This window comes from Aminobacter carboxidus, assembly GCF_014863355.1.
GTDB classification, from domain to species: Bacteria; Pseudomonadota; Alphaproteobacteria; order Rhizobiales; family Rhizobiaceae; genus Aminobacter; species Aminobacter carboxidus.
Genome location: NZ_JACZEP010000001.1, coordinates 371,074 through 389,899, shown reverse-complemented (window position 1 = coordinate 389,899; position 18,826 = coordinate 371,074). Strand labels below are relative to the sequence as shown.

At 62.9% G+C, this 18,826-nt stretch carries 13 protein-coding genes; 3 read left to right on the top strand and 10 right to left on the bottom strand.

Annotation, left to right across the window (positions count from 1 at the left end):
* Positions 1 to 48: 48 nt before the first annotated feature.
* The 10 genes from bglA to IHE39_RS01780 all read right to left on the bottom strand — a co-directional run bounded on the left by bglA (position 49) and on the right by IHE39_RS01780 (position 15,962).
* Positions 49 to 1,686, bottom strand: a complete 1,638-nt coding sequence (gene bglA, locus IHE39_RS01825; RefSeq protein ID WP_192565324.1) for a beta-galactosidase BglA — start codon at positions 1,684 to 1,686, stop codon at positions 49 to 51.
* Complete coding sequence (gene glgX / locus IHE39_RS01820; protein ID WP_246485360.1) at positions 1,683 to 3,713, bottom strand: glycogen debranching protein GlgX; 2,031 nt, start codon at positions 3,711 to 3,713, stop codon at positions 1,683 to 1,685. Before glgX ends, bglA begins: the two co-directional genes overlap by 4 nt.
* Positions 3,713 to 5,341 (bottom strand): alpha-D-glucose phosphate-specific phosphoglucomutase, encoded by a 1,629-nt coding sequence (locus IHE39_RS01815; protein ID WP_192565323.1) that lies wholly within the window; start codon positions 5,339 to 5,341, stop codon positions 3,713 to 3,715. The genes glgX and IHE39_RS01815 overlap by 1 nt, the downstream gene beginning before the upstream one ends.
* Entirely contained in the window at positions 5,342 to 6,787 is a 1,446-nt protein-coding gene (gene glgA, locus IHE39_RS01810; protein WP_192565322.1) for a glycogen synthase GlgA, read from the bottom strand.
* A gap of 3 nt (positions 6,788 to 6,790) precedes the next feature.
* Positions 6,791 to 8,053 (bottom strand): glucose-1-phosphate adenylyltransferase, encoded by a 1,263-nt coding sequence (gene glgC, locus IHE39_RS01805; protein ID WP_184769349.1) that lies wholly within the window; start codon positions 8,051 to 8,053, stop codon positions 6,791 to 6,793.
* 14 nt (positions 8,054 to 8,067) lie between these two features.
* Positions 8,068 to 10,284, bottom strand: coding sequence for a 1,4-alpha-glucan branching protein GlgB (gene glgB, locus IHE39_RS01800; RefSeq protein ID WP_192565321.1), 2,217 nt, complete (start codon positions 10,282 to 10,284; stop codon positions 8,068 to 8,070).
* Positions 10,285 to 10,338: 54 nt separating this feature from the next.
* Positions 10,339 to 12,807, bottom strand: coding sequence for a glycogen/starch/alpha-glucan phosphorylase (locus tag IHE39_RS01795; protein WP_192565320.1), 2,469 nt, complete (start codon positions 12,805 to 12,807; stop codon positions 10,339 to 10,341).
* Positions 12,808 to 12,963: 156 nt separating this feature from the next.
* Positions 12,964 to 13,746, bottom strand: a complete 783-nt coding sequence (locus IHE39_RS01790) for an ATP-binding cassette domain-containing protein (RefSeq protein ID WP_184769352.1) — start codon at positions 13,744 to 13,746, stop codon at positions 12,964 to 12,966.
* Positions 13,746 to 14,828: an ABC transporter permease gene (locus IHE39_RS01785; protein WP_184769353.1), complete on the bottom strand. Its 1,083-nt coding sequence runs from the start codon at positions 14,826 to 14,828 to the stop codon at positions 13,746 to 13,748. The genes IHE39_RS01790 and IHE39_RS01785 overlap by 1 nt, the downstream gene beginning before the upstream one ends.
* 102 nt (positions 14,829 to 14,930) lie before the next feature.
* Entirely contained in the window at positions 14,931 to 15,962 is a 1,032-nt protein-coding gene (locus IHE39_RS01780) for a sugar ABC transporter substrate-binding protein (RefSeq protein ID WP_165915789.1), read from the bottom strand.
* A gap of 337 nt (positions 15,963 to 16,299) precedes the next feature.
* Between IHE39_RS01780 and IHE39_RS01775 the strand changes: the two genes are divergently transcribed.
* The 3 genes from IHE39_RS01775 to IHE39_RS01765 are packed head-to-tail and all read left to right on the top strand — an operon-like array spanning position 16,300 to position 18,817.
* Complete coding sequence (locus IHE39_RS01775) at positions 16,300 to 17,448, top strand: ROK family transcriptional regulator (RefSeq protein ID WP_246485359.1); 1,149 nt, start codon at positions 16,300 to 16,302, stop codon at positions 17,446 to 17,448.
* 2 nt (positions 17,449 to 17,450) lie between these two features.
* Complete coding sequence (locus IHE39_RS01770; protein WP_192565318.1) at positions 17,451 to 17,897, top strand: RbsD/FucU domain-containing protein; 447 nt, start codon at positions 17,451 to 17,453, stop codon at positions 17,895 to 17,897.
* Positions 17,894 to 18,817 carry a carbohydrate kinase family protein gene (locus IHE39_RS01765; protein WP_192565317.1) on the top strand — a complete coding sequence of 308 codons (924 nt, stop codon included), beginning with the start codon at positions 17,894 to 17,896 and terminating at the stop codon, positions 18,815 to 18,817. The genes IHE39_RS01770 and IHE39_RS01765 overlap by 4 nt, the downstream gene beginning before the upstream one ends.
* Positions 18,818 to 18,826 lie beyond the last annotated feature (9 nt).

Sequence of the window (18,826 nt, the reverse complement as noted above, 5' to 3'; positions counted from 1 at the left end):
TTTATTTTCAACACGACTCGTGCTCACCTAAAGTCAACTTGAGCGACTTCAAACAAAGCGGCCGATAAAGTAATCAAGTGGCGCCAAGATGATACGGTCTTTTCCGACTTCACCCGCAGCTCCGGGAAACGGGACAGGGATCAGCCCGCCAAACCTTGCCGGAACTGGCAATGAGGCGGCTTTCTCGGAAAAGTTGAAGATGCAGAGCAGCCGTTCGTCCCCCTCCTCACGCAGGAAAGCAAGCACATCGCCCTCGGTTTCGAGCAGCATGATCGAGCCGTGGATAAGTGCCGGAAGCATCCTGCGGGCCTCAAGAACCGCCCTGTAACGACACAGAACTGATTCCGGGTCGCGCTGCTGGCGGTCGACCGCGAGCGCGCGATGGGCGGCTGAAATCGGCAGCCAGGGCTTGCCGTCGGAGAAACCACCCTGCTCTGCCTGGGCCTCCCACACCATCGGCGTGCGGCAGCCGTCGCGGCCCTTGTAGCCCGGCCAGAAGCGGATGCCGTAGGGGTCGCGGAGGTCTTCGAAGGCGATTTCGGCCTCCTCCAGGCCAAGCTCCTCGCCCTGGTAGATGCAGATCGAACCGCGCAGACAGGCAAGCAAGGCAATGGAGAACTTGGCCACCGCTTCCGGGTCGCCGCCGGGCCTCGTCCAGCGTGTCACATGGCGGATCACGTCGTGGTTGGAGAATGCCCAGCAGACCCAGCCATCCGTCACTGCCGCTTCGAAATCGGCGATGCATTTGTGGACGTGAGCGGCGGAGAATTTCGGTCCAAGCAGGTCGAACGTGTAGCACATGTGCAGCTTGTCGCCGCCCGACGTGTAGGCCGCCACCGTCTGCAGCGAGCGCTCGCCATCCCCGACCTCGCCCACCGAACTGCGATTGCCATATTCGTCGAGCAGCGCACGAAAACGCTCGAGAAAGGCGATGTTTTCCGGCCGCGTCTTGTCGAACAGATGGTCCTGGTACTCGTAAGGATTGGGTTCCTCGTTCTCGCCGGCAATGCTCTTGGGCAAAGGCGGGTTGTCGCGCAGCCACTTGTCGTGGACGTAGAAGTTCACCGTGTCCAGCCGGAAGCCATCGACGCCACGATCGAGCCAGAAACGCACAGTCTCCAAAAGCGCGTCCTGCACCTGAGGATTGTGAAAATTGAGATCCGGCTGCGAAGCAAGGAAGTTGTGCTGGTAGTACTGCTTGCGCGTCGAATCCCACTCCCAGCCGGGACCGCCGAAGATCGACAGCCAGTTGTTCGGAGCGGTGCCATCGGGCTTGGGCTGCGCCCATACATACCAGTCCGCCTTGGGATTATCGCGGCTGGCACGGCTTTCGACAAACCAGGGATGCTTGTCGGAAGAGTGCGACAACACCTGGTCGATGATGATCTTCAGCCCGAGCCGGTGTGCCTCCGATATCATCGCGTCGAAGTCGGCAAGGGTGCCGAACATCGGATCGACGGCGCAGTAATCGGAGACATCGTAGCCCATGTCGGCCATCGGCGACTTGAAGAATGGCGACAGCCACACCGCGTCCACACCCAGCGACGCAATATGCGGCAGGCGCCTGACAATGCCGGCAAGATCGCCGCTGCCGTCACCGGTGCTGTCCTGGAACGAGCGCGGATAGACCTGATAGATGACGCACCCGCGCCACCAGTCGGCACCAGGTCCGGCTTGCTGCGTCATGGCTGATCTCCCTGGCTGTCGGCCAAAGGCCGTTCGATCGCAAATGAAACACTGCGCGCTGGCACGGCGAAGCGCCCGCCACCCGGATGAGCCCCATCCATTGCCGGGTGCCAATAGAAGGTCGAGCGCGCCGGCAGCGCAAAATGAACATCCCGCCGCGCGCCATTGAACATGACGGCAACCCGGCCGCCCTCGACGTCGCCGTTGCTCAGCAGCATTGTCAGGCGGTGGCGGTCGGGTTCATGCCAGTTGGCGTCGCCCATTCGTCGACCGGTCTCGGTCAGCCACTCGATGTCGGGAACCTGCGAGCCATCGATGGCCGCACCGCGAAGGAACACCAGTTCCGCCAGCGCCGGAACCTCTCGCCTCAGCCGGCCAAGCGCAGCGACAAAGTCCTCCAGCGCAACGTCACGTTCGGTCCAGTCGAGCCAGGTCAGTTCGTTGTCCTGGGCGTAGGCATTGTTATTGCCGTGCTGGGTCCGGCCGAACTCGTCGCCCGCGGTCAGCATGATCGTGCCACGCGAAGCAAACAGCGTCGCCAGCAAGGCACGTATGTCGCGATCGCGTTCGGCAGCGATTTCGGGATCGCCGCTCTCGCCCTCGACGCCGTTGTTCCAGGAGAAGTTTTCGTTGTGGCCGTCGTGATTATGTTCGCCGTTGGCTTCGTTGTGCTTGCGCTCATAGCGAACGAGGTCAGCGACCGTCATGCCATCATGCGCGGCAATGAAGTTCACTGTCCGCGTTTGCGCGCCGCCGCCGAAGGTGTCGGACGACCCCGCCAGCCTCGTTGCCAGCGCGCCGATCATGCCACGGTCGCCGCGCCAGAAGCGCCTGACATCGTCGCGATAGCGGTCGTTCCATTCGAGGAATTCCTTGGGAAAGCCACCCAGCCGATAGCCGTTGTGGCCGATATCCCAGGGTTCCGCGATCAGAACCCGGTCGCCAATCACAGGGTCCTGCCGCATCGACTGCAACAAGGGAGCGTCGGCGCTGAACACGCCATCGACCCTCCCCAACACCGGCGCGAGATCGAAGCGGAAGCCATCGACGCCAGCGTGGACGATGAAATGTCTCAAGCTGTCGAGGACGAGTTCCCGAGCCACCGGGTGGTCGCAGGCCAGCGTGTTGCCGGTTCCGGTATCGTTGGCGTAGCGGCCGGGATCGGCAACGGCCTCACGGTAGTAGGCTCGATTATCCAGCCCTCGCAGCGACAAGGTCGGGCCGAATTCGTCGCTCTCGGCGGTATGATTGAAAACCAGGTCGAGAATGACGCCGATGCCTGCGGCATGCAGCGCCGCCGTCGTCTCGCGCAGGTCGGCCATGCCGCCCGGCGCCAGGCGCGGGTCGAGCGCCATGAAGCTCACCGGATTGTAACCCCAGGCATTGGTGAGACCGAGGCGCGGCAAATGGCGCTCATCCATGGTCGCCGTCACCGGCATCAACTCGACCGCGGACACCCCCAGCTTCTGGAGGTGTTCGATAATCACCGGCTCGGCGAGCGCCCTGATCGTGCCACGCATGCGGCTCGGCACACCGGGATGGCGCATGGTAAAGGCGCGGACCGGCACCTCGTAGATCAGCCTGCCCGGCCTGAAGACAGGTGCTGCGTGCGGCACGATCGGCAGCGTCACCGCCACGGCCTTGGACATCAGCCCGGCGGTATCCCCGCCATGCCCGCGTGGCTCAATGAGCCTGGCATCGTAGCGGTAAGGGCGGTCGATCCTCAGTGCGTAAGGATCGACCAGCAGCTTGTCGGGATCGAACCACAAGCCATCGTCGGGCGCATACGCCCCGTCGGCGCGAAGGCCGTAACGGGCTCCCTCCCCCAAGTCCGGGACCGACAGCGCGAAGACGCCTTGGCCTTCGCGCTGGAGCTCCAGCCGGTCTGTCTCGGCCTTGCCGTCGTCGTCGAAGATCGACACCCACATGCGTTCGGCGGCACCGGACCAGACGGCAAACCGGATGCCGCTGTCGGTGACGGTCGCGCCGAACCGCGGCCGATATGCAGCCGCCCGTTCCATGGGCATCAGGTGATGACAGTCGGCTTGTCGCGGCCGGTATGGCTCCGGATGCCGGCGATGTCGTCGGCTGCCAGGATCAGATCGGCAAGCGCTGCCTGGGTGTCGTGTCCGTGCCGTGACGGATCGGCTTCGTAGCGCTCGATATAGACGCGCAAAGTGGCGCCCGACGTTCCGGTGCCCGACAGGCGGAAGACGACACGCGAGCCACCCTCGAACAGCACGCGGATGCCCTGGTTCTTGCTGACCGAGCCGTCGACGGGGTCGTTGTAGGCGAAGTCGTCAGCGCTGGCGATCTTCATGCCTTGCACGCTGGTTCCCGGCAGCGAGGCAAGCTTTGCCCGCAGGGCATCAACCAGCGCATTGGCCTTGTCGGTCTCGACCTCTTCGTAATCGTGGCGCGAATAATAGTTCTGGCCGTAGGTCGCCCAATGCTTGGTAACGATCTCCTTGGCGCTCTCGCCGCGCTCGGCGAGAATATTGAGCCACAGCAGCACCGCCCAAAGCCCGTCCTTCTCGCGGACGTGGTCGGAACCGGTGCCGGCACTTTCTTCGCCGCAGATCGTCGCCATGCCAGCGTCGAGCAGGTTGCCGAAGAACTTCCAGCCGGTCGGCGTCTCGTAGATGCCGATGCCCAGCTTTTCGGCGACGCGATCAGCAGCACCGCTTGTCGGCATCGAGCGTGCGATGCCCTTGAGGCCGGCCTTGTAGCCCGGCGCGAGATGCGCGTTGGCGGCGAGCATTGCCAGCGAATCCGACGGCGTGATGAAGATACCGCGGCCGATGATCAGGTTACGGTCGCCGTCGCCGTCGGAAGCAGCACCAAAGTCCGGAGCGTTCGGCCCCATCATCTCGTCATAGAGTTCCTTGGCATGGACAAGGTTAGGGTCCGGATGATGCCCGCCGAAATCCTCGAGGGGCACGAAATTGCGCGCGGTTCCGCCGGCAGCACCCAGTCGGCGCTCCAGGATTTCCTTGGCATAGGGCCCTGTTACAGCATGCATGGCATCGAAGCGCATGCGGAAGCCCGACTTGAACAATGTGCGCAGCGCATCGAAGTCGAACAGCGTTTCCATCAAGGCGGCGTAGTCGGCAACGGGATCGACGACCTCGACCTTCATGCCGCCGACATCTGATGTGCCGAGCCTGTCGAGATCGACCGCGCCGACATCGGCGATCTTGTAGGCCGAAATGATCTTGCTGCGGGCATAGATCGCGTCGGTCATTTTCTCCGGCGCCGGGCCGCCGTTTTCGGCGTTGTACTTGATGCCGAAATCCTCATGCGGGCCGCCGGGATTGTGGCTGGCCGACAGGATGAGCCCGCCAAAGGCCTTGCGCTTGCGGATCAGGTTCGAGGCCGCCGGGGTCGACAGGATGCCGCCCTGCCCCACCACCACGCGACCGAAACCATTGGCCACCGCCATGGCGATGACCTTCTGGATCACCTCGCGATTGTAGAAGCGGCCGTCACCGCCAACCACCAGCGTCTTGCCGGCAAAACCTTCAAGCGAATCGAACACCGACTGGATGAAGTTCTCGGCATAGTTCGGCTGCTGGAAAACAGGCACCTTCTTGCGCAGGCCCGAGGTGCCGGGCTTCTGGTCGTTGTAAGGCGTGGTGGAGACATTGCGAATCATTCAGGCATCCCTTTTCGAGAGAAGCATGCGGTAAAGTGCGGCATATTTCTGGGCGCTCCTGTCCCACGACACGTCTGCCTTCATGCCTTGCCGCTGCAAAGACGCCCAGGCTGCCGGATCGCCGTAAAGCGCGTTGGCCCGGAGGATGGCGTGATGAAAATCGCCGGCATTCTCCGGCGCGAACTGAAAACCGGTGGCGACACCTGCCGACACCGCAGCCTCATTGGCGTCGATGACGGTATCCGCCAGTCCGCCGGTGCGCGCGACGATCGGCACGCAACCATAGCGCAGTCCGTAGAGCTGGGTCAGGCCGCAAGGCTCGAACCGGGACGGGATCAGGATGCCGTCTGCACCGCCCTGGAGCAGATGCGACAGCCCTTCGTCATAGCCGATGACGACGCCGACACGGCCGCGATGGCGCGCAGCTGCGGCGAGCAGCGCACCTTCCAGCCCGGCGTCACCGGAGCCAAGGATCGCCAGCCGCGCGCCGGAAGCAATCACGGGATCGATGATCGAGGCCAGGATGTCGATGCCCTTTTGCCAGGTCAGGCGGCTGACGACGCAATAGATCGGGCCATCGTCGCGATCGAGCGTCATGCGCTCTTCGATCGCACGTTTGTTGGCCTTGCGCGCCTTCAGGGCTTTTGCCGAATAGCCCGCGGCGAGGTGAGCATCAGCATCCGGGTTCCAGATGTCAACGTCGATGCCGTTGACGATGCCATGCAGGGCGGCCGCGCGCAGGTTGATCAAGCCGTCGAGGCCCATGCCGAAGGCCGGTGTCCGGATTTCCTGGGCGTAGGTCGGGCTGACGGTGGTGATCGCCCACGCCGCCTGCAGCCCGGCCTTGAGGAAGCCGACGCCGCCGTAATACTCGATACCGTCAAGCGCCATCGCCTGCTGCGGCAGGCCCAGACCAGAGAAGATACTGGCGCCGAACTGCCCCTGGAAAGCCAGGTTGTGCACCGTCATCACAGACGGCACCTTTGCCGCCTCGCCGTAGCGCATGTAGGCCAGCGTCATCGCCGATTGCCAGTCATGGGCATGGACGATGTCGGGCCTGTAGTCCTTGAGCGCGCCCGCTGCAATGTCGGCGCCAACACGGCCAAGTGCTGCAAAGCGCCGCCAGTTGTCTTGCCAGTCAGCGCCCGTGGCATCGCCATATGGTCCGCCGGGCCGATCGAACAAATGCGGTGCGTCTAGCACCAGCATGTCGAGGTCGCCGATCTCGGCGGCATGAAGCGCTGCCTTGCCGCCTTGCAGCGCCGTGTACTGATGAAGCGCCTTTTTCTTCTTCAGCGCCCCCATCACGACGGGATAACCGGGAACCAGGCTGCGCGTCCTGACGCCGAGCGCATTCAACGCCACCGGAAGGGCGCCGGTCACGTCGGCCAATCCGCCGGTCTTGATCAGCGGAAAAATCTCGGGCGTGACCGAAAGCACCTGCACCAGTTACAACTCCAGCCTGTTGATCATGTCCTGGGTGATCAGGCAGATGCCCTTCTCCGAGACGCGGAAACGCTTGGCATCCAGCACCGGATCCTCGCCGACCACCAGTCCCTCGGGTATCTTTACACCATGGTCGATGACAACCCTTTTGAGGCGCGCGTTGCGACCGACATAGCAGGCCGGCAGCATCACCACGTCCTCGAGCGTCGAGAAGGAATTGATGCGTGCACCGGTGAAGATCAGGCTGCGCTTGAGCGAGGCGCCTGAGACGATGCAATCGCCCGAGACCAGCGAGGAAATGGCCGAGCCGCGCCGGCCGTCCTCGTCATGGACGAATTTGGCCGGCGGGGTCAGCTCGGAGTAGGTCCAGATCGGCCAGTCGCGATCATAGAGGTCGAGCTCGGGCGTCACGTCGGTCAGGTCGATATTGGCTTCCCAGTAGGCATCGACCGTGCCGACGTCGCGCCAGTAAGCCTCGCCTTCCATGCTCGAGCGCACACAAGACTTGGCGAAGCGATGCGCCACGGCTTTGCCGTGCTGGACGATGTAGGGAATGATGTCCTTACCAAAATCGCGGCTTGATTCCGGTTCGTTGGCGTCGCGCCGCAACTGTTCCATCAGGAACTTGGTCTTGAAGACGTAGATGCCCATCGACGCCAGCGCATAGTCGGGCTTGTCGGGAATGCCGGGCGGATCGGCCGGCTTTTCGATGAAGGAAATGATGTTGTCCTTCTTGTCGACATGCATGACACCGAAGCCGGTCGCTTCCATGCGCGGCACTTCGAGGCAGCCAACGGTCACATCAGCACCTGCGTCGACGTGCTGCCGCAGCATCAATTCGTAGTCCATCTTGTAGATGTGATCGCCGGCAAGGATGACCATGTATTCGGGGCCATAGGCCTCGATGATGTCGATGTTCTGGTAGACCGCGTCGGCGGTGCCTTCATACCACTGCGTCTCCGACACGCGCTGGCTCGCCGGCAGGATGTCGAAACTCTCGTTTCGCTCCGGCCTCAAGAAGTTCCAGCCCCGCTGCAGGTGGCGGATCAGCGAATGCGCCTTGTATTGGGTGGCGACGCCGAGGCGGCGAATGCCGGAATTCAGCGCGTTCGAAAGCGCAAAATCGATGATGCGGGTCTTGCCGCCGAAATAGACCGCGGGCTTGGCGCGCCGGTCGGTCAGTTCCTTGAGCCGGCTGCCGCGACCGCCGGCCAGCACATAGGCCATGGCATCGCGCGCCAGCGGCTGGTTTCTCTTCAGTTCCATGCCATCCTCCCTGCTCAGTCCGCCACAAACTCAAGCATGATCGTCGCCAGCGGCGGCAGAAGCAGCGTCGCTGCTGCTCCTCCTCCATCCGTCGGCCGTGCGGTGACCACGCCGCTGTTGCCCTTGCCCGACCCGCCATATTCGAGCGCGTCGGAGTTGAAGATTTCCCGCCAGGTGCCGGCTTGCGGCAACGGCACGCGGTAATTGTCGCGCAGAACCGGCGTGAAGCTTGAAATGACTGCGATCGGCGCGCCGCCAGGTGCCTTGCGTTGCCAGGCAAAGACCGAATTCGCCGCATCGTCGGCGATCAGCCACTCGAAGCCTTCCGGCTCGCAGTCGCGTGCATGCAGAGCCGGGCGTGAGCGGTAGAGATAGTTGAGGTCGCGCACCAACTGTTTGACACCACGATGCGGGGCATAGTCGAGCAGGTTCCAGTCCAGAGCCCTCGCCTCACTCCATTCCGAACGCTGGGCGAACTCCTGGCCCATGAACAGCAGCTTCTTGCCAGGGTAGCCCCACATGAAGCCGTAATAGGCGCGCAGCGTCGCAAACTTCTGCCAGTCGTCGCCGGGCATCTTGCCGAGCAGCGTGCCTTTGCCGTGCACCACCTCGTCATGCGACAGCGGCAGGACGAAATTCTCGCTGAAGGCGTAGAGCAACCCGAAGGTTATCTCGCCGTGGTGATGCTTGCGGTGGACCGGCTCCTTGGCCAAGTACTCCAGCGTGTCGTGCATGAAGCCCATGTTCCACTTGAAGCCGAAACCGAGCCCGCCCTCATGCACCGGCTGCGACACCTTGGGCCACGAGGTCGATTCCTCGGCGATCGTCATCACGCCGGGATGCGCTCCATAGACGGCAGCATTCATCTTCTGCAGGAAACGCACCGACTCCAGGTTCTCGCGGCCGCCGAACTCGTTAGGGATCCACTCGCCTTCCTTGCGCGAGTAGTCGAGGTAGAGCATCGACGCCACCGCATCCACGCGCAGGCCATCGACATGGTACTTCTCGGCCCAAAACAGCGCGTTGTTGACGAGGAAGGACACGACCTCGCGCCGGCCGAAATTGTAGATCGCGGTGTTCCAGTCGGGGTGGAAACCCTGGCGCGGGTCGGCATGTTCGTAAAGTGCCGTGCCGTCGAAATGCGCAAGCCCATGCTCGTCGACAGGAAAATGCGCTGGCACCCAATCGAGGATCACGCTGATGCCGGCCCGGTGAGCCCCGTCGACAAATCTAGCGAAACCATCGGGGTCGCCGAACCGGGCCGACGGCGCATAAAGCCCGGTCGTCTGATAACCCCAGGACGGATCGTACGGATGCTCGGAGATCGGCAGGAACTCGATATGGGTGAAGCCCATCTCCGCCGTGTAGGGGATCAGCCGGTCGGCCATTTCATCCCACGACAGGAAGGTGCCATCGTCGCGCAATTGCCATGAACCGGCATGCACCTCGTAGATGCTGATCGGTTCGCGCCGATGGTCGGCGGCTCGCCAATGCGCGCGATGCTTGTCGTCGCCCCATTCACGAGCCGGCGGCCGGTCGGTGACCGATGCCGTCGCCGGCCTGAATTCCGAGCGGATGGCATAGGGGTCGGCCTTGAGCGGCAGGCGTACGCCGCGGGCGCCGATCAGTTCGAATTTGTAGGGGCGACCCGGACCGATATCCGGCACGAAGATTTCCCAGATACCGGTATCCTGGCGCAGCCGCATCGGGTGGCGGCGGCCGTCCCAGTCGTTGAAATCACCAACCACCGAGACGCGATGCGCATTGGGCGCCCAGACCGCGAAATGGACGCCATCGACGCCCTCGTGCGAAATCAGATGCGCACCCATCTTGTCGAACAGCCGGAGATGCGAGCCTTCCCCAATGAAGTAGTCGTCCATCGGCCCTAGCACCGGGCCGAAGCTGTAAGGGTCGGTGAGCCACCACTCGCCGCCTGAATTGCGGGCATGGTAGCGTAGCGGCTGGCGCTTGCGGATGGTGAGCTTGCCTTCGAAGAAGCCGTTATCGTTGCGGCGCACAAGCTCGCCGCAAACCTTTCCCTCAAGCGTATGGGCGGTCACCGTCTCGGCATGCGGCACGAAGCAACGCGCTAGGAAGCCCTTGCCCGACTGCTGGAGCCCCAGCACCGCGAACGGATCGCCATGTGTGCCATTCGCGATCGCCTCGATATCGCCATCCGTGGCTCTGTCGAGCTCCGGTTTCGTTTCGGCGGCCGCGCCGGGCTTCAGCATGTTTCGGTGTCCCCTCCCAGGGTTGCTTTGGCGAGGTCAGTTCATGCAATCACATCAGGCCGGTACGTTCCAGATTTCTTTGGCATATTGGCGGATGGTGCGGTCGGAAGAGAACCAGCCGACGCGTGCCACATTGCGAATGGCACGCGCGTACCAGTCCGGACTGTCGCGCCAGACATCGTCAACCCGCCGCTGCGCTGCGGCATAAGAATCGAAATCGGCGGCGACCATGAACCAGTCGTGCTGATACAGCCCGTCCATCAGTTCGCGATACCGGCCGGGATCGTCGGGCGAAAACACGCCTGAGGAAATCGCGGCCACCGCCTGCTTGAGCTCGGGTGAGCCGTCGATCACCGCAGCAGGCTGATAACCGCCGCTGCGACGCTGCTCGACCTCTGCGGTGGTCAGGCCGAAGATGAAGATGTTGTCGTCGCCGACATGTTCCTTGATCTCGACATTGGCGCCGTCGAGCGTGCCGATGGTGAGTGCACCGTTGAGCGCGAACTTCATATTGCCAGTGCCCGACGCTTCCATGCCTGCCGTCGAAATCTGTTCCGAAAGGTCGGCTGCCGGCATCAGGATTTCGGCCGCGCTGACATTGTAGTTGGGAATGAAGACGACCTTCAGCAGCCCGCGCACGGAGGGATCACTGTTGATCACCCTGGCGACGTCGTTGGCCAGTTTGATGATCAGCTTGGCGTTGTGGTAGCTGGGTGCGGCCTTGCCGCCGAAGAACTTCACCCGCGGCATCCATTCGCGTTCGGGGTGCGAGCGAATCTGGTCGTAGAGCGCCACCGCCTCGATGATGTTCAGAAGCTGGCGCTTGTATTCGTGGATGCGCTTGATCTGGATGTCGAACAGCGCCGACGGATCGACCTTGATGCCCAGCCGCTCGGCCACGAGGTTCGACAGCCGCACCTTGTTGGCGCGCTTGACGGCAGCGAACTTGTCGCGGAACGCGGCATCGCCGGCAAAACCGTCGAGCTCGCGGATCGCCTCGATGTCGTCGAGGAAGCGGTCGCCGATGGCTTCGCGCGCCAGGCCGGTCAAACCAGGATTGCACTGGATCAGCCAGCGCCGCGGCGTGATGCCGTTGGTCTTGTTGTTGATGCGGTCGGGATAGAGGCTGTGCAGGTCGGCAAATACCGTTTCCTTCATCAGCTCGGTATGCAGCGCCGAGACGCCGTTGACGCTGTGCGAACCGGCAAAGGCAAGATTGCCCATGCGAACGCGGCGCTCGCCATTTTCCTGGATCAGCGAAATGCGGCTGATCTGCTCACCGCTGAAACGCCCGGTTCCCCGGGCCTCCAGCAGCACTTCGGCGTTGATCGCATAGACGATCTGCATGTGGCGCGGCAAAAGCCGCTCGAACAGCGGCACCGGCCAGCTTTCAAGCGCCTCGGGTAGCAGCGTGTGGTTGGTATAGGCAAAGGTCCGCTTGGTGATGTCCCAGGACGTGTCGAAGTCCATGCCATGGACGTCCATCAGCAGGCGCATCAGTTCGGGAACGGCGACTGCGGGATGAGTATCGTTGAGGTGGATCGCCGCCTTGTCGGGCAATGACTGCAGATCGCCATATTTGCTGATGTGGCGCTGCAGGATGTCCTGCAGCGAGGCAGTCGAGAAGAAGTATTCCTGCCGCAGCCGCAGTTCCTGGCCGGCCTTGTGGGAGTCGGCGGGGTAAAGCACCCGCGACAGCGCATCGGCCTTGTTGCTTTCGGCAAGCGCACCGATGTGGTCGCCGGCATTGAACTTGTCGAGCAGGATCGGGTCGAGCGGCATGCCCGACCACAGCCGCAGCGTATTGACCCGCGCGCCACGCCAGCCGACCACCGGGGTGTCGTAGGCGACGGCCAGCACGCGGTCGGTGGGTTTCCAGACATGCCGTTCAAGCCGGCCATCCGGCGCAGTGACGGATTCGACGGAACCGCCGAAGCCGACCTCGAAAGCGCGCTCGCGGCGCTCGAATTCCCAGGGATTGCCGTGTTCGAGCCAGGTTTCGGGTAGTTCGACCTGCCAGCCGTCATGGATTTCCTGGCGGAACATGCCGTTGGCATAGCGGATGCCGTAGCCGTGGGCCGGAATGTCGACGGTCGCCATGCTTTCCATGAAGCAGGCGGCGAGCCGGCCGAGACCGCCATTGCCGAGTGCTGCATCAGGCTCCAGCTTGGCAATGATATCGAACTCGACGCCGAGCGAGGCAAGCGCTTCACGCATCGCGTCCATCAGGCCGAGATTGGAGAAGGCATCGCGCATCAGCCGGCCGATCAGGAACTCCAGCGAGAGGTAATAAACCCGCTTGGCGCTCTGGTCGTAGGCCTCCTTGGTCGAGGAGATCCACTCGTCGACGATGCGGTCGCGCACCACCTTGATCGATGCGGTCAGCCAATCATGGTCAGTGGCTACCGTGGCGTCCTTGCCGAGCCGGTACTTCAGCGCACTCAGGATTTCGGCAGCCAGTGCCTCGGGGCTCGTGTCGCCAAGGGGTGGCTTGGGGATTTTCGGGGTCACTGCGCGGGTCATCTCGCCTCTCGCATGTTGTTCGGCCACCGTTCACTTACCTCCCTTGCCGACACCAGTCCTCCCGTACTCATGTTAGCCATTCCAAATGCGATCTCAATCGATTTAAATCTCCGCGTCAACATCCGGCGACGCGGAGACTTAAGTTGTGCCGGCCGGTCATGCAGCGATTGCAGCCTCCGGCGGTGCCTTGGCTCCGGTCATGAAGGCCACTGCATCCGACATGGTGTATTCCTTCGGATCGATGACCGTCAGCCTGCGGCCGAGGCGGTGGATATGGATCCGGTCGGCGACCTCGAAGACATGCGGCATGTTGTGCGAGATCAGCACGATCGGCAGGCCACGGCGCTTCACGTCGAGGATCAGTTCGAGCACGCGACGCGATTCCTTGACACCAAGTGCCGCCGTCGGCTCGTCCATGATCACGACCTTCGAGCCGAACGCCGCGGCACGCGCCACCGCCACGCCCTGTCGCTGGCCGCCCGAGAGGGTCTCGACCGCCTGGCTGATGTTCTGGATGGTCATCAGGCCAAGTTCGGTCAGCTTTTCGCGGGCCCGCCTCTCCATTGCGCCCCGGTCGAGCATGCGGAACCAGTTGCCCATGATGCCGGGCTTCCGGATTTCGCGGCCGAGGAACATGTTGTCGGCGATCGACAGCGCCGGCGACAGAGCGAGGTTCTGGTAGACAGTCTCGATGCCGGCGTCGCGTGCCTCCATCGGCGCCTTGAAGTTCACCACCTTGCCTTCGAGGCGGATTTCGCCTTCGTCAGGGGTGATGGCTCCCGAAATCGCCTTGATGAGCGACGACTTGCCGGCGCCGTTGTCGCCGATCACAGCCAGGATTTCGCCCGGATAGAGGTCGAAATCGGCCTGATCGAGGGCGGTGACGCGGCCATATCGCTTGACCAGACCGCGCGCGGTGAGAAGAGGTTCGGTAGCCATCAGCCTGCAACCTTTCTGATCCACTGGTCGATTGCGACCGCGATGATGATGAGGGTGCCGATCAGCAGATAGGTCCACTGCGGATCGGTGCCGATGAGGCGGAGGCCAAGCTGGAAGACGCCGACGATCAGCGCGCCAAACAGCATGCCGAGGATCGAGCCACGTCCGCCGAACAGCGAGATACCGCCGATCACCACCGCGGTAATGGATTCGATGTTGGCGAACTGGCCGGCCGTCGGCGACACCGAGCCGATGCGCCCGATCAGCATCCATCCACCGAGAGCGCAGATCAGGCCCGAGATGACATAGACTGAGATCAGCACCCTGCTTACGCGCACGCCGGAAAGCTGGGCCGCCTCGGGATCGTCACCGATGGCGTAGACATGCCGGCCCCAGGCGGTGTGGTTCAGGATGTACCACAGGACCGCCACGAGCAGCACCATGGCGACGACGCCATAGGTGAACACAGCATTGCCGAGACGGAAGTTCTCGCCGAAGAATTTCAGGATCGGTGCCTGCGCCTCGATATCCTGGGAACGGATCGTCTCGTTGGCCGAATAGAGGAAATTCGTCGCCAGCACGATCTGCCACGTGCCGAGCGTGACGATGAAAGGTGGCAGCTTCATGTAGGAGACCAGCACACCGTTGATCCAGCCACACAACGCGCCGACGGCGAACCCGCAAACGACCGCGAGCGACGGCGGCAGACCATAGCGGAACGTGAACTGTCCCATCACCACCGACGACAGCACCATGATGGCGCCGACCGAAAGGTCGATGCCGGCGGTCAGGATGACCAGGGTCTGGGCCGCGCCGATGATGCCAGTGATGGCCACTTGCTGCAGGATCAGCGTCATCGAGAAGGCCGAGAAGAACTTGCCGCCGATGATCACGCCGAAAAGCGCGACCGAGACAACCAGCACGATCAGCGGCACCGCGGCCGGATTGGAATGCAGGAAATGCTGGATCTTCTCGATTGGAGACCGCGTATGCGTGTCGAAGCTAGCCACTGAGGTGTCGCTGGCCGAGAGAACCTTCTCGAACTCCTGCGGCCGCCTGGCATCTGCCGAAGCGTCAGTCATGTCGATTTCCTCCCATCAGGGATTTCACATCCCCCTTGTAGGAAGGGCGACCAAGGGGCCGCCCTTCGTCTGCAAGGAGTGTCACGCCGTCAGGCGGTCAGATCAACCCCAGCACTTTTCCAGGCCGGTCTTGACGTCGATCGATTCCACACCCGTGGCCGGCTTGTCGGTCACCAGCGAAACGCCGGTGTCGAAGAAGTCCTTGCCTTCCGTCGGCTTGGGCTTCTCGCCGCTATCGGCGAACTTCTTGATCGCCTCGATGCCGAGTGCCGCCATCATCAGCGGGTATTGCTGCGAGGTTGCGCCGATGACGCCGTCCTGGACATTCTTGACGCCCGGGCAGCCGCCGTCGACGGAAACGATGAGCACGTTCTTCTCCATGCCGACAGCCTTGAGCGCCTCATAGGCGCCGGCAGCGGCAGGCTCGTTGATGGTGTGCACGACGGTGATGCCGGGATCCTTCTGGAGCAGGTTCTCCATCGCCTTGCGGCCACCTTCTTCATTGCCGTTGGTGACGTCATGGCCGACGATGCGCGCATCGTCCTCGTCGCCGATCTTGTTGGCATCCTTCACGTCGATGCCGAAGCCCATCATGAAGCCCTGGTCACGCAGCACGTCGACCGTCGGTTGCGACGGCGTCAGGTCGAGGAAGGCAATCTTGGCGTCCTTGGCCTTGTCACCAAGGGTCGCTGCAGCCCACTGGCCGATCAGCTTGCCGGCAAGCAAATTGTCGGTGGCGAAGGTGGCGTCGGCCGAATCGGCCGGCTCGAGCGGGGTGTCCAGGGCTATGACCAGGATGCCTGCGTCGCGCGCCTTCTTGACCGCCGGCACGATGCCCTTGGTGTCGGAAGCGGTGATCAGGATGCCCTTGGCGCCATCGGCGATGCAGGTCTCGATCGCCGCGACCTGGCTTTCACTGTCGCCGTCGATCTTGCCGGCATAGCTCTTCAGCGTCACGCCGAGTTCAGTCGCCTTGGCAGTCGCGCCTTCCTTCATCTTGACGAAGAAGGGATTGGTGTCGGTCTTCGTGATCAGGCATGCGCCGACATCGGCGGCCGATGCAGGTGCTGCAATGCTTGCAAGTGCGGCAACGGCCGCACCAAAGACAGTCGTCTTCAGAACTGAAAATTTCATCGGGTACTCCTCCCAAAACCAAACCATGCGACCCCGGTCAGCGGGTGTCGTTCCGGACACTCATGCACTCTTCCCAGTCGAGTATCCGGCCCTGACGAAACACCAATCGGCATCGTCTGTCAATAATTAAATCACTCTTATTTATTATTGACAGGATTGCGGTCGACCCGCATTCTGTCCCAAAAGAAAATTGCGGATCTTCAGAGAAAACCGCTGAACGGATCTTCTGGGAAGACCGCTGAATGACGGGAGGAAGCCGGTGGAGGCCGGGAGTTCAAGGCACGGCTCGCCAGAGGCTGGGGAAAGCCAGCAGTTGCGCGGCACCAACCAGAGCGGCATGCGTGATCACAACGAGCGGCTGGTGCTGTCGCTGGTGCGGCAGAGTGGCGCGTTGGCCAAATCCGACATCGCACGGATGACTGGCCTGTCGGCCCAGACCGTCTCCGTCATCATGCGCGAACTTGAGGTCGAGGGGCTTTTGCTGCGCCAGGAGCCGATCCGCGGCAAGATCGGCCAGCCTTCCATTCCCATGGCCCTGAATCCGGAAGGCGCCCTCTTCATCGGCCTCAAGGTCGGCCGGCGCAGCGCCGAGCTGGTGCTCATCGACTTTCTCGGCAAGACGCGGGCGATGTTGCAGAACTCCTATGGTTACCCGACGCCTCGCGACACCATCGAATTCGTAAGATCCGGCATTGCCCAGATGCGCGCCAGCCTGACACGCGATCAGGACAAGCGGATCGCCGGGCTGGGTGTCGCCATGCCCTTCGAGCTCTGGAACTGGGTCGACACGGCGGGCGCGCCGCGCGAAATCATGGACGAGTGGCGCAACCACGACATCCGTGCCGATTTGCAAGCACTGTTTTCCTTCCCAGTTTATCTGCAAAACGATGCCACCTCGGCCTGCGGCGCCGAACTGGTGTTCGGCGACATCGGCGGCTTACGCGACTTCGTCTATTTCTACATAGGCGCCTTTGCCGGCGGCGGCGTGGTGCTCAACGGCAGGCTCTATAGCGGGCCGACCGGCAATGCCGGCGCTCTCGGCTCGATGCCGGTGCCGGGCCCGGGCGGCAGGCCGACCCAGCTCATCGACGTCGCCTCACTCGCCGTGCTCGAAAAATCGCTGAACGCCAGAGGCATCGAGGCGCCCTATCTCTGGACCTCGCCCGAGGAATGGCACGATCTCGGATCCGATCTCGACAGCTGGATTGCGACCGCCTCGGACGCGCTCGCCTACGCCATCGTGGCGTCGGCCTCGGTCATCGATTTCGAATGCGCTGTTATCGATGGATGGATGCCGCCCGCGATCCGTGCCCGTCTGGTCGAAGCCGTGCAAACAGCGATCGGCAAGATCGACATCGAGGGCCTGCGTATTCCGTTTGTCCGCGAAGGCACAGTAGGCATCCATGCGCGCGCGATGGGCGGAGCCAGCCTGCCGCTGTCCGAGCGCTTCCTCATCGGCTCGACCGCACCGTCGAGAGGGGTCTGATCGTGCTCATCAACATCCCTCCCTTGCTTGGGCCGGACCTGCTGTCCACGTTGCGCGCGATGGGCCATGGCGACGAGATCGCCATCGTCGACGGCAACTATCCTGCGCTCGAGCATGGACGCCGCGTCGTCCGCGCCGACGGGCTCGACCTGATCCCGGTGCTGGACGCCGTACTGCAGGTGCTGCCGCTCGACGATTTTGTGCCGCAGGCGATTTTCCGCTCCTCGGTCAAGGGCGATCCCGCCGTGTCCGATACGGTCCATGCCGAAATCGACGAGGTCTGCGCTTATCGCGCGCCCGGCTTCACGGTCGTGCCGCTCGCCGGCGATGCCTTCTACAGCCGCGTCAAGGCGGCCCACACCATCATTGCCACCAGCGAGCCAAGGCTCTACGCCAATGTCATCGTCCGCAAGGGCGTCATCTATCCAAAGGGAACCGGCAAGCCATGATCCTGTGCTGCGGCGAAGCGCTCATCGATATGCTGCCACGGCAAAGTCCTGATGGCGAACCTGCCTTTGCCCCCTATGCCGGCGGCGCTATCTTCAACTCGGCGATCGCGCTTGGTCGTCTGGGGATACCAACGGAATTCTTCTCCGGCCTGTCGTCCGATCTGTTTGGCCAGCAGGTCCGCGACGTGCTGGCGGCGAGCAATGTCGGCTCGCGCTATGCCAATCTCTCGGGTCGCCCGACGACGCTGGCCTTCGTCCGGCTCGACAACGGCCACGCCACCTACACCTTCTATGACGAAAACACCGCCGGCCGCATGCTCACCGAGGCCGACTTGCCGACACTCGGCAACGACATCGATGCCATGCTGTTCGGCGCAATCAGCCTCATCCCCGAACCCTGCGGCTCGGCCTATGAGGCGCTGATGAAGCGCGAGCACCAACAGCGCGTTATGATGTTCGACCCCAACATCCGGCCGGGGTTCATTCAGGACAAGCAGGCGCACCTTGGACGCATGCGCCGCATGCTTGCCATGGCCGACATCGTCAAGCTTTCGGACGAGGACCTGGCCTGGTTCGGCGAAACAGGCAGCCATGACGAAACCGCGGCCGACTGGCTGGGCAAGGGCCCGAAGCTGGTGATCGTGACCAAGGGCAGCAAGGGTGCAACCGCCTACAGTACCCAGCACAAAGTTTCGGTGACGCCTGAACGGGTGAGCGTGGTCGACACTGTCGGTGCGGGCGATACGTTCAACGCCGGCGTCCTGGCCTCGCTGCACGAACAAAATGCCCTGACCAAGACTGCTATCTCTGCGCTTTCGGAATCAGCCATCGAAACGGCCCTTTTGCTCGGTGCGCGGGCTGCGGCCGTCACAGTGTCGAGGGCCGGAGCAAACCCGCCCTGGCGGCGCGAACTGGCTTGAATCAGCCGT